Annotated in this window: 10 protein-coding genes (1 of these 10 only partly in view); 1 reads left to right on the plus strand and 9 read right to left on the minus strand. The window is 68.6% G+C overall.

The window, feature by feature from the left end:
- Window positions 1–3,943, minus strand: the beginning of a protein-coding gene (locus ACFY3V_RS00025) for a type I polyketide synthase (protein WP_389768447.1). It extends 25,838 nt beyond the left edge of the window; the window shows 3,943 of its 29,781 coding nt (coding positions 1–3,943); the start codon lies at window positions 3,941–3,943; the stop codon falls past the left edge of the window.
- A gap of 233 nt (window positions 3,944–4,176) precedes the next feature.
- Between ACFY3V_RS00025 and ACFY3V_RS00030 the strand changes: the two genes are divergently transcribed.
- The gene (locus tag ACFY3V_RS00030) at window positions 4,177–4,860 is read left to right on the plus strand and encodes a class I SAM-dependent methyltransferase (RefSeq protein ID WP_350947120.1); all 684 of its coding nucleotides are present in this window, start codon (window positions 4,177–4,179) and stop codon (window positions 4,858–4,860) included.
- On the opposite strand, the gene ACFY3V_RS00035 is transcribed toward ACFY3V_RS00030, so the two are convergent.
- The 8 genes from ACFY3V_RS00035 to ACFY3V_RS00070 form a co-directional block, all read right to left on the minus strand.
- Window positions 4,857–5,987, minus strand: coding sequence for an HAD-IIIC family phosphatase (locus tag ACFY3V_RS00035; RefSeq protein WP_389768450.1), 1,131 nt, complete (start codon window positions 5,985–5,987; stop codon window positions 4,857–4,859). The two genes, ACFY3V_RS00030 and ACFY3V_RS00035, sit on opposite strands and share 4 nt — an antisense overlap.
- 18 nt (window positions 5,988–6,005) lie before the next feature.
- Window positions 6,006–7,115, minus strand: coding sequence for an acyl-CoA dehydrogenase family protein (locus tag ACFY3V_RS00040; protein WP_362907075.1), 1,110 nt, complete (start codon window positions 7,113–7,115; stop codon window positions 6,006–6,008).
- Window positions 7,108–7,398 (minus strand): acyl carrier protein, encoded by a 291-nt coding sequence (locus ACFY3V_RS00045; RefSeq protein ID WP_350947117.1) that lies wholly within the window; start codon window positions 7,396–7,398, stop codon window positions 7,108–7,110. Before ACFY3V_RS00045 ends, ACFY3V_RS00040 begins: the two co-directional genes overlap by 8 nt.
- Entirely contained in the window at window positions 7,395–8,258 is an 864-nt protein-coding gene (locus ACFY3V_RS00050) for a 3-hydroxyacyl-CoA dehydrogenase family protein (protein WP_362907078.1), read from the minus strand. Before ACFY3V_RS00050 ends, ACFY3V_RS00045 begins: the two co-directional genes overlap by 4 nt.
- A gap of 93 nt (window positions 8,259–8,351) precedes the next feature.
- On the minus strand, window positions 8,352–9,383 hold the full coding sequence (locus tag ACFY3V_RS00055) for a GDP-mannose 4,6-dehydratase (RefSeq protein ID WP_362907080.1): 1,032 nt from the start codon (window positions 9,381–9,383) through the stop codon (window positions 8,352–8,354).
- Window positions 9,384–9,734: 351 nt separating this feature from the next.
- Window positions 9,735–10,286 (minus strand): cold shock domain-containing protein, encoded by a 552-nt coding sequence (locus tag ACFY3V_RS00060; RefSeq protein ID WP_362907082.1) that lies wholly within the window; start codon window positions 10,284–10,286, stop codon window positions 9,735–9,737.
- Between the two features lie 137 nt (window positions 10,287–10,423).
- On the minus strand, window positions 10,424–10,633 hold the full coding sequence (locus tag ACFY3V_RS00065; protein WP_362521194.1) for a DUF5988 family protein: 210 nt from the start codon (window positions 10,631–10,633) through the stop codon (window positions 10,424–10,426).
- Window positions 10,634–10,707: 74 nt separating this feature from the next.
- Window positions 10,708–11,397: a LuxR C-terminal-related transcriptional regulator gene (locus tag ACFY3V_RS00070; RefSeq protein ID WP_362907084.1), complete on the minus strand. Its 690-nt coding sequence runs from the start codon at window positions 11,395–11,397 to the stop codon at window positions 10,708–10,710.
- Window positions 11,398–11,646 lie beyond the last annotated feature (249 nt).

Consider the following 11,646-nt stretch of genomic DNA (forward strand, 5'->3'; position numbering starts at 1 on the left):
CCTGATCCGAGACCGCCTCGGTCACCACCGCGTCCGGCACCGGCCCCGCCACCAGCGAGGACAGATCCTCATGAGCCGGAATCGCCTGCCCTGCCGCCCGCCATGCCTCGGCGACACCCAGCACGTCCGGGCCGAGCACCGCCACCGGTGACACCCCACCCGAAGAGGGCTCCGCCACCGGCGTCCACTCCACCCCGAACAGCGCCTCCCGCTCGACTCCCCCGCTCTGGAAGGCCGCGCCAAGCCGGTCGGACGGGATCGGGCGCAGCACCAGTGAGCGCACCGACAGCACCGGCTCCCCGACCACGTCCACCGCGCTCAACAACAGCTCACCATCACCCGTCCACGCCAACCGCACCCGCAGCACCGACGCCCCACCCGCGTGCAGACACACCCCACCCCACGAGAACGGCAACCGCACACCCTCCGGATCTCCCGCCCCCGCGAAAGCCACCACGTGCAACGCCGCGTCCAGCAACGCCGGATGCACCCCGAAACCACCCGCATCGACGACCCGATCAGGCAACACCACCTCGGCGAACAGCGCACCGTCCACCCCCCGCCACGCCGCCCGCACCCCCTGGAACACCGGCCCGTAACTCAACCCGCTGCCGGCCAGCCGCTCGTACAACCCACCCACCTCGACCACCGACGCACCCCTCGGCGGCCACACCCCACCCTCGAAAGCCTCGAACTCCTCCCCGGCCCGGCCACCGGCCGCCGCACCGTCACTTCCCGCGCCGATCCCCCCACCGGCCAGCACACCACTCGCGTGCCGTACCCAGGCGTCGTGTTCACCGGCCCCCGCAGGCCGAGCATGAACACTCACCTCACGCCGACCCACCCCATCCGCAGCCCCCACCCGCACCTGCACCGCCACCGCATCGTCCTCACCCAGCACCAACGGCGCGGTCAAGGTCAACTCCTCCACCACCCCACACCCAACCTCATCCCCCGCCCGCACCACCAACTCCAAAAACCCCGTACCCGGAAAAATCACCATCCCGCCCACCACATGATCCGCCAACCACGGATGCGACCCCAACGAGACACGACCCGTCAACAACGCCTCATCACTGTCGGCCAACCCCATGACCGCACCCAGCAGCGGATGCCGGGCAGCCGTCAGGCCGAGCCCTCGGGCATCCCCGGTCGAGGTCGGGTTCGGCCAGTACCGCTCGCGCTGGAAGGCGTACGTCGGCACCTCCACCCGGCGGGCGCCGGGGAAAACCGCCTGCCAGTCCACCGGCACCCCACGCACGTGCAGGGCCGTCAGCGCCGACATGACCGCCGTTCGCTCGTCGCGTCCCCCGCGCAGTACCGGCACCAGCACCGCGTCCGCCTCCCCTTCGGGGTCCGTGGCGCGCAGGGGTGAATCCGGCGTCGAGTCGGTGTCACGCGAGTCCGGACTCGCGGCGAGGGTGTCGGCGGCCATCGCGGTGAGCACCCCGTCGGGGCCCAGCTCCAGATACGCCCGCACCCCCTGGCCATGCAGGGCCCGCACGCCGTCGGCGAACCGCACCGCGCCACGCACCTGCTCCACCCAATACTCCGGCGAACACAACCGCTCCGCCGTCGCCGACTCCCCGGTCAACGTCGACACGATCGGGATCTCCGGCGGGCTGAAGGTGAGCGACCCGGCCACCACCCGGAACTCCTCCAGCATCGGATCCATCAACGGCGAATGGAACGCGTGCGACACCCGCAACCGCCTCGTCCGCACCCCCCGCTCCTCCAAGGCGGCGGCCACCTCCAGCACCGCCTCCTCAACCCCGGAGACCACCACCGACGCGGGACCGTTCACCGCCGCGACCGACACCTGCTCCTCACGCCCGGCCAGCAGCTCGGCGACCTCCCCCTCGGAGGCCCGCACCGACACCATCGCCCCACCCGCAGGCAACGCCTGCATCAACCGCGCCCGGCCCGCCACCAACACACACGCGTCCGCCAGCGACAACACCCCCGCCACATGCGCAGCCGCGATCTCCCCGACCGAGTGCCCGGCCAGCACGTTCGGACGGATCCCCCACGAGGACACCAGCCGGAACAGTGCCGTCTCCACCGCGAACAGCGCAGGCTGCGCCCACCCCGTCCGATCCAGCAACTCCGCTTCCGCCGACCCCGGCTCGGTGAACACCACCTCACGCAACGAGCCCTCAAGCAGCGGATCCAGCTCCGCGACCACCTCGTCCAACGCCGCCGCGAACACCGGGAAACGGTCGTACAGCTCACGACCCATCCCGGCCCGCTGGCTACCCTGACCGGTGAACAACACCGCCAGCTTGGCCTGCCTGCCATGGCCCTTGATCACACCGACGGCGCCGCCGTCCGCGAGCGACGTCAATCCCGCTCGCAGTTCGGCGTGATCGGCGGCGAGGACCCCCGCTCGATGCTCGAACGCCGACCGCGTCGTGGCCAGCGAGAACGCCAGGTCGTCCAGCGACGTCTCGGGCGCACCGTCCACATGGGCGAGCAGGCGCGCGGCCTGGGCCCGCAGCGCCTCGTCGGTCCGGCCCGACAGCAGCACGGGCACCACGCCCGCGGGTGTCCTGTCGGCCGCGGGGGCATCCGTTTCAGACTCCGGCGCCTCCTCCAGCACCACGTGGGCGTTGGTGCCGCTCACCCCGAAGGAGGACACCCCCGCCCGGTGCGGCTGCCCGGTCTCGGGCCAGGACCGCTGCTCGGTCAGCAGTTCCAGCGTGCCCGCGGACCAGTCCACCCGCGACGAGGGGGCGTCGACGTGCAGTGTCTTCGGCAGCACCCCGTGCCGCATCGCGAGCACCATCTTGATCACACCGGCCACACCGGCGGCGGCCTGCGTGTGACCGATGTTCGACTTCACCGACCCCAGCAGCAGGGGTCGTTCCCTGTCCTCGCCGAACGTGGAGATCAACGCCTCGGTCTCGATCGGGTCGCCCAGCGTCGTACCGGTCCCGTGTCCCTCCACCACGTCGATGTCCGCCGCCGACAGCCGCGCGTTCGCCAGGGCATCACGGATCACCCGCTGCTGCGAGGGGCCGTTCGGCGCGGTCAGGCCGTTGGAGGCGCCGTCCTGGTTCACCGCGGAACCACGGATGACCGCGAGCACCTCGTGCCCGTTGCGCCGGGCGTCCGACAGCAGTTCCAGCACCAGCACGCCCACGCCCTCGGACCAGCCCGTGCCGTCGGCGCTGTCGGCGTACGCCCTGCACCGCCCGCTGGGCGACAGGCCGCCCTGGCGGTTGAACTCGATGAAGGTGCTGGGCGTCGACATGACCGTCACACCGCCCGCGAGCGCGAGGGTGCACTCGCCCGTCCGCAGCGAGTGCGCGGCCCAGTGCAGCGCGACCAGCGAGGACGAGCAGGCCGTGTCCACCGTCACCGCCGGGCCGACCAGACCGAGCGTGTACGACAACCTGCCGGACATCACGCTGTTCGCCGTACCGGTGAGCCCGAAGGCGTCGATGTCGTGCGGCAGGGTGTCGCGGTAGTCGGGGGACATCGCGCCGATGAAGGCACCCGTCTGGCTGCCCCGCAGCGCGATCGGGTCGATGCCCGCTCTCTCGACGGCCTCCCAGGTGGCTTCGAGCAGCAGCCTCTGCTGCGGATCCATGCCCAGCGCCTCCCGGGGGGAGATGCCGAAGAAGCCGGCGTCGAACTCCGCCGCGTCGCGCAGGAAACCACCGGACAGCGACGGCGGTACGGCGCCGCCGTACTCGTCGCGGAGCCGGTCGAGGTCCCAGCCGCGGTCGGCGGGCGGCTCGGATATCGGGTCGCCGCCCTCGGCGAGCAGCCGCCACAGGTCCTCGGGCGAGGCCACACCGCCCGGGTAGCGGCAGGTCATCCCGATGATCGCGATCGGCTGCTGGTTCTGTTCCTCAAGATCGTGGACGCGTTGACGGGTGCGCCGGAGATCGGTGGTCGCCCGCTTGAGGTATTCCCGGAGTTTCGCTTCGTTGTCCACAGCTCAACCCTTTTCAACGACCAGCACGAACTCGTCAACTCGCCGGGACCCGGATGCCTCGCAACCGAGTTCGGCGATCACAGCACCACCGGACGGACCACACCGGCCGCGGTCGAGCCCACAGGCTCCGCCAACATCGGATCAGTCTCGGCTCCGCGCTCCCCGAAAATCATTAGTAACTCCGGCGCCGAGAGTGGGAAAAAGACCAGCGAGCCGGGCCGTACACTCGCGCAATGGCCGGTCAGCTGCACGTCACAGCAGAGTTGTCGGAGTACGTTCGGCGGATGTCGCTGCGGGAGGACGAGATCCTGCGTTCCCTGCGCGAGGAGACCGCCGCCCTGCCCGCGGGCAGGGCGATGCAGGTGATGGCCGAGGAGGGGCAGCTGTTGACGCTGCTCGCCCGGCTCGTCGGCGCGCGGACCGTGCTGGAGGTCGGCACCTTCACCGGTTACAGCACGTTGTGCCTGGCCCGCGCGGTCGCTCCCGAGGGGCGCGTCATCACCTGCGACATCACCGAGCGGTGGCCCCGTGTCGGAATGCCCCACTGGCGCCGGGCCGGTGTGCTCGACCGGATCGACCTGCGGATCGGCGACGCCTCGGACACCCTCGCCGCGCTCCTGCTCGACGAGGGGCCGGGCTCGGTGGACCTCGTGTTCATCGACGCGGACAAGCCCGGCTACCCGAAGTACTACGAGGCCGCCCTGCCACTGCTCAGGGAGAACGGGCTGATCGTGGTGGACAACACCCTGTTCTTCGGCAAGGTCGTCGACCCCGAGGCGCGGGACGCGGACACCGAGGCCATCCGCGGGTTCAACGCCCTCCTCGCGGAGGACCGCCGGGTGGACATCTCACTGCTGCCGATGGCGGACGGCATCACCCTGGTGCGCAAGCGGGGAGCGGCCGAACCGCCCTGCTAGACGACGGGTGAGGGGCTGCGCAGATCGAAGGGCCGGGTGCCTGACGAGGTCCCGAGGGTCCCGAGGTCGCACGCGACGAGGGTCATGGTGGTGGGCGCGCCCTGCGGTGCCGGGACGAGGTGGAGTCGCTCCAGGCCGCTCACCCCGGAGGCGGGCAGCCTCCCGACGCACGGGCACTTCCCTTCGGTGAATCCGCTGAACCGGTAGGCGATCTCCATCATCCGGTTGCGGTCGGTGCGGCGGAAGTCGGCCACCAGGTGCGCGTCCGCGCGAGCGGCCTGGTCGATCAGCCAGCGCAGGATCACCGTGCCCGCGCCGAAGGACACGACCCGGCAGGAGGTGGCGAGCAGCTTCAGATGCCAGGTCCTGCGGCCCAGCTCCAGCAGGATGACCCCGACCGCCCCGTGCGGCCCGAAACGGTCGCTCAACGAGGTGACCAGGACGCGGTGCCCGGGATCGTCGAGCAGCCGCTCCAGCGTCTCCCGCGAGTAGTGCACGCCGGTGGCGTTCATCTGGCTGGTGCGCAGGGTCAGCTCCTCGACGCGGGCGAGGTGTTCGGCCGTGGCGTGCTCGATGTGCATCACCAGGCCGAGCGAGCGGATGAACTCCTCGTCGGGACCGGTGAAGCCGGACTTCGCGGCCTGCCGGCGGAACCCCGCCTGGTACATCAGCCGTCGGCTTCTGGCGTCCTCGGTCACCGTCTCCGGGCTGAACTCCGGCAGCCCGGCCAGTTCGGCGACGTGTTCGGCGGAGTAGCACCGTACGTCGGGAAGGTGGAACGTCACCTCGGCCCGTTCGGCGGCCTGGTCGTCGATGAACGCGATCGTGTCGAGGGCGAACCGCAGTTCCTCCGCGATCTGCCGGATCGAGTCGGACTTGGGCGACCAGCCGATGTGGGGCAGCACGAAGTACTCGGCGACGCCGAGCGCCTCGAGCTTCGCCCAGGCGTGGTCGTGGTCGTTCTTGCTCGCGACGGACTGCAGGATGCCCCGGGAGTCGAGCACCCGGATGAGTTCACGGATGGAGTCGGGCAGGCGGATCTCGTCGTTCTCCAGCAGGGTTCCCTGCCACAGCGTGTTGTCCAGGTCCCATACCAGGCATTTCACCACCGAGGTCTTGTCGGGCACCTGTCCTCCTCGTCTTGGTCAGTGTGACTGTGCGACGGCGTGCTGGGCGAGAATGAGCTGGCAGATCTCGCTGCTGCCCTCGATGAGCTCCATGAGCTTCGCGTCCCGGTAGGCCCGCGCCACCACATGGCCGTCCTGCGCCCCCGCCGACGCCAGCACCTGCACGGCCGCCGCCGCACCGCGTGCGGCCTCGGTCGAGCCGATGTACTTGGCCAGGACCGTGGCGATCACCATCTCCGGCGATCTCTCGTCCCAGCAGCGGCTCGCGTGCTCGCAGACCCGGGTCGCCGCCTGCTCCGCCGCCATGAGCTCGGCGAGGTGGCGGGCGACGAGCTGGTGTTCGGCGAGGGGCCGACCGAACTGCCTGCGGGTTCCCGCGTGCGAGCCCGCCGCCAGGAGACAGGCCCGCAGGATCCCGACACAGCCCCAGGCCACCGATATCCGGCCGTAGGACAGGGCCGTGGTGACCAGCAGCTGGAGCTGCTGGCCGCCGCCCCCGAGCACCGCGCTCGCCGGAAGGCGTACGGCGTCGAGGTCGACGTCGGCGTGCCCGGCGGCCCGGCAGCCGCTGGGGTTGGGCACCGGGCGTACGGTGACCCCCGGGGTCTGGGCGGGGACGACGACGGCGGCGCCCTCGTCCCCGTACCGTCCGAAGACGACGATCAGGTCGGCGTAGCGTGCGACGGTGGTCCACGTCTTTCGCCCGTCGACCACCACCGTGTCACCGTCGGCACGTATCCGGGTGGTCAGCGCCGTCACATCGCTGCCGGCCTCACGCTCGCTGAAGGCGACGGCGGCCAGCTCGCCGCCGGTCAGCCTCGGGAGGTACTCCTGGCGCTGGCGGGCGTCACCGAGCCGCTGGATCGTCCACGCCGCCATGCCCTGCGACGTCATCACGCTGCGCAGGGAACTGCACAGGCTGCCCACGTGCGCGGTGAGGGCCCCGTTCTCCGAGCTGTTCGCGCCGACGCCGCCGTACGCGGGCGGCACCTCGGCGCAGAGCAGGCCCAGCTTGCCGAGGGTCCGCAGCGTCTCGGTGGGAAGGAGACCTGCGAGGTCCCATTCCGCCGCCTGGTCGCCGACCAGGTCGGTGACTCCTTGGCGCGCCTGGGCGAGCCATTCAGGCATGGTCCGCCACCGGTGTGTCCAGCAGCCGCAGGACGAGGGAGGCCATCCGCTCGACGGTGCGGAAGTTGTCCAGCTTCAGGTCCTCGCCGAGGATGGCGATGCCGTACCTCTGCTCCAGGTGGACGACCAACTCCATGGCGAACATCGAGTTGACGAGCCCGGAGGCGAACAGGTCTCTGTCGACGGCGACCTCCGTTTTGATCCGCTCCTGGAGGAAGTCGAGGATCTGCCTCCGGATGGTGTCGGGGGTCGGCTGAAGCGTCTCTTCTGGGTGCGTGTTCACGAAAGCACCTTCTCGTAGTCGTAGAAGCCCTTACCGGATTTACGCCCAAGGTGGCCCATCGCCACCTTCTCCAGCAGGAGTTCACAGGGCTGGAAGTTCGCGTCGCCGGTGCGCTCCCACAGGGCTCGCAGCGCGTCGACCAGGTTGTCCAGCCCGATCAGGTCGGCCGTGCGCAGGGGCCCCGTGGGGTGTCCGAGGCAGCCTCGCATCAGGTCGTCCACCGACTCGGCGCTGGTCACACCGGCCGCGACGATCCGTGCCGCCTCGTTGATCATCGGGTGGAGCAGCCTGCTCGTGACGAATCCCGGAGCGTCCCGCACGACGATCCCGCGGCGCCCCATCCGGGCCAGCAGTCCGGTGACCGCGGTCATCGTCTCGTCGCTCGTCAGGTCGCCTCTGATCACCTCCACCATCGTGATCAGGTAGGCGGGGTTCATGAAGTGGACGCCGACCAGTTCGTCCGGGCGGGCGGTGAACCTGCCCAGCTCCCCGATCGGGATGCCGGAGGTGTTGGAGATCAGCGGGGTGCCGGCCCCGAGCAGCTGTGACGTCTCGCCCAGCACCTTCGCCTTGATCTCGGCGTCCTCGACGACGGCCTCGACGACCGCGGTGGCGCCGGCGACGGCCGCGGGGTCCGTGGTCGTCGTCAGGTCGGCCACCTGACCCTTCGCCGGTACCGAGCCCATCAGCCGCGCGTGCCGGAGCTGAAGGTCGACGCGGTGCCGGGCGTCGGCGAGCTTGTCCTCCGACACGTCGACGAGCACGACCGGGATACCGTGGCCGATCGCCACGACCGCGATCCCCGTGCCCATCACCCCGGCCCCCAGGACCCCCAGCCGGGCATCTTCCACTTCGTTCATCCCTGAGCCTCACATAGCGGTTCGAGTTTGCCTTTCCCGTGCCTCACGGACCGCCTCTCTCCGATACGCCGGGCTTGAGAGGCGGCCGTGAACTCACCAGCTCGACGCGAGGATGAGGTCTCCGAAGTCCCGCTCGCGCGAGGCGTGCTGGAGGTCGGACTCCACCATCATGTGCATCAGCTGCTCGAAGCTCACGCTGGGCTCCCAGCCGAGCTCGATCCGGGCGCGGCTCGGGTCGGCGCAGAGGGTCTCCACCTCCGCGGGACGCACCAGCGCCGGGTCGACGACGACGTGGTCGCGCCAGTCCAGTCCCACGTACTCGAAGGCCATCTGCACGGCGTCGCGCACCGAGTGCATGTGCCCGGTGCCCACGACGTAGTCGGTGGGCTCGTCCTGCTGCAGCATGAGGTGCATCGCCCTGACGTAGTCGCCGGCGAATCCCCAGTCGCGGACCGCGTCGAGGTTTCCGAGATACAGCTTGTCCTGCAGGCCGAGTTTGATGTGGGCGACCGCCAGGGAGATCTTCCTGGTCACGAACTCCGTGCCCCGGCGCGGCGACTCGTGGTTGAAGAGGATCCCGGAGACGCCGTACATGTCGAACGACTCGCGATAGTTCCGGGTGATGAAATGGCCGTATGTCTTCGCGACCCCGTAGGGGCTGCGCGGATGAAAGATCGTCGTCTCGTGCTGCGGGCTCTCCGCGACCTTGCCGAACATCTCCGAGGACGACGCCTGGTAGAAGCGGATCTGACCGCTGCTGCCGTCACGTGACTTGTCCAGCCCGCATACCAGGCGGATCGCCTCCAGCATCCGGAGCACGCCCATGCCGTTGACCTCGGTGGTCAGCTCGGCCTGGTCCCAGGACATCGGGACGAAGGAGATTGCCGCGAGATTGTACACCTCGTCGGGCTGCACCTTGTCCACCGCGCTCACCAGGCTCCCCTCGTCCAGCAGATCGCCGTTGACGAACGACAGATCGCTGACAAGACGGCTGACACGGGATTTCCTGGGATTCGCCTGGCCTCTGATCAACCCCCAGACCTGGTAGCCCTGGGACAGTAGATGCTCAGCCAGATAAGAACCGTCTTGACCGGTGATACCGGTGATCAGCGCGCGCCTGGACATGCACTTTCCTTTCAGCACCGCGAACAGATTCCGACCGGACACCATCGCGACCGCGAAGACGCCGACGGCGTGCCCACAGCGGGAATCGAGTCCGTCGGGCCGATGGACCGCCGGCCCGTGACCGAGGGAGTTCTTCAGGGTGTCAGGTGATCGGCGGTGACAGTGGCCTGCCACCAGAGTCGAGAAGTCCGGGAAACGCCGCGGAATTACCGGACTCCAGGGATTTCTGGGACTTCTGGGACTTTAGAGACTGGAGGGCTCACCGCGAACTCCCACGGAACCGTCGGCGAGAGCGTGATCGGGCACCAGGGCCATCCGGTCGGCGAGATCGGCGGCCCGGTGCCGGAGGCGCTACTCCTCGACCCAGCCATGTGTCTGGGCGAGGCCGACGAGGCATCGGCGGACGCCCAGCAGCTGTTCCGCCGTCATCGTCGGCACGGCCACGAGCAGGGCTTCCGTGATCTCCTGCGTCATTTCCCCGACGGAGAGCACGTCACAGAAACCGGCGTCGTTGCCCTGACGGTCGGCGGCGGAGACGGCCGGTGCCGGTGCCGCCGACCCGATCGACGCGGGCGTCGGCGCGGGTCTCGGCACGGCGGGCGGAGCCGACGGAGACGGTGAGGACGACAGGGACGGCGAGGGCGGCGAGGACAGGGCGGCCTTCGGTGCGGCAGGCCTGTCGAGTACGCGGACCTGGGACGCCTTCAGTCCCTTTCCGCCGTTCTCGACCCTGAATTCGACCCTCGTGTCGATCGAGAGGAGACGTTTGTCGCTGTTCAGGTCGTTGACGTGCATGAAAACATCTTCGCCACCCGAGTCGGGGGCGATGAAACCGAATCCGCGAAATTCATCGAAGCTGACGAGCTTACCCGTTACCACCACACCGCACCTCACCAGAGCCACGTTTTCCCGAAATGGGTACCTCTTGCTCGGAGAATCATTTGCGGCAACCAAGGAAACCCATTCCCATTCGAGTGGGAGCGTGACCACGGCTGTCCCGCACACGATTTACCGCTCACTTCCGAATTTGCTGAGTATGTTTACTCGGCTATCTTGGTGCGCTCGGACCACTGGAAGACCGGAAGGTTCTCCCCGTCGACCGTAAGAAATTCACCGTTGTGCACGAAGTGCTCGTATCCCGCACCGGAGAGAATCTTCACCTTCTCCTCCGGGGCGACCATGGTTCGAACGGGGCTTTGACCGGAAAGTCGCTCCGGCCCACCGGATAGCACAATTTTCGCACTGGTCACGATGAAACCTCCCTTGCCGTTCCGGCGGCGCGATCGTCACGACGACCACGCGACCGCAGGCCGATTACATGGACTTACTTCACGAATTCGGGCAGGATCCGGGGCGGCCAGGAGCCGAGCCGGAAAATGCCCATGGAGTACGCCTTGGAGACCAGAGCCGGGCGGTTGGTGGCCTTCAGCTTCCGCAGCAGCGTCGTCACGTGATATTCCACGCCGCCGCGGCTGAGGTACAGCATCGACGCGAGCTGCACGGTCGACACCCCGGCGGCGACCCCTTCGAGTACCCGCGCCTCCATGCTGCTGAGCAGCCTCTTCTTCCCGGTCAGCAGGTCGTCACGCTGCTCTCGGTCGGGTCGCACCACCACCATGACGCTCTCGACGTGGCCGGCCTCGCCGTGCAGCGCGATCCCGGTGAGCTCACCGCCGAGCACGGTCTGGTCCGGCCGCACGGCGATCACCCGCTCCTCGAAGCGGGCGCGCCGATTGTCCGTCAGATGGGTGAACTGCTGTCCCAGCTTGTCGCGGACGCTCAGATGGAGCAACTCGCAGAACGCAAGTCCTCGAATGTCCGCCAGGGAACGCCCGAATTGCCGGGTGAATTCGAGATTCGCCTCGATAACCCTGGTCGCGTGGTCGAGATTCGCCACGCAGATTCCCGACTGGTCGAAAAAGGAACGATACTGGTCTACCCCGTCGGCGGGTGGGCCGACTAACCGGAGCCGCCGTTCCTCATCAACCGGAGCGATGCCGATATCAATACTCATCTGATTACCATTCCTCTCCTCCAGCAGACGAGACGATGACCCGATAACTATGGGGTAACGACCAAATCCACTTATTAACATGATATTAATCGGTGCGAAAGCAGGTCAACATAAGCCCACGACAAACAGTAAAAGACTGTGGTGCGTGAGGCGTCCGGTTCGGACCTTGCGGTGCGGTGGGGCGGTCTCGTTCGGTACCGAACTTCCCTGCGCCCACCCGGGGAAATAGTTCACGTCCCGCACTAAATA

Origin of the sequence: Streptosporangium sp. NPDC000095 (assembly GCF_042899335.1) — a bacterium.
Lineage (GTDB): Bacteria > Actinomycetota > Actinomycetes > Streptosporangiales > Streptosporangiaceae > Streptosporangium.

What these genes read in the sequence shown, in the direction of transcription:
- ACFY3V_RS00030 (WP_350947120.1), top strand. Translation starts at nt 4,177, where the DNA reads ATGGCCGGTCAGCTGCACGTCACAGCAGAGTTGTCGGAGTACGTTCGG.
- ACFY3V_RS00040 (WP_362907075.1), bottom strand. Translation starts at nt 7,115, where the DNA reads ATGCCTGAATGGCTCGCCCAGGCGCGCCAAGGAGTCACCGACCTGGTC.
- ACFY3V_RS00050 (WP_362907078.1), bottom strand. Translation starts at nt 8,258, where the DNA reads ATGAACGAAGTGGAAGATGCCCGGCTGGGGGTCCTGGGGGCCGGGGTG.
- ACFY3V_RS00055 (WP_362907080.1), bottom strand. Translation starts at nt 9,383, where the DNA reads ATGTCCAGGCGCGCGCTGATCACCGGTATCACCGGTCAAGACGGTTCT.
- ACFY3V_RS00070 (WP_362907084.1), bottom strand. Translation starts at nt 11,397, where the DNA reads ATGAGTATTGATATCGGCATCGCTCCGGTTGATGAGGAACGGCGGCTC.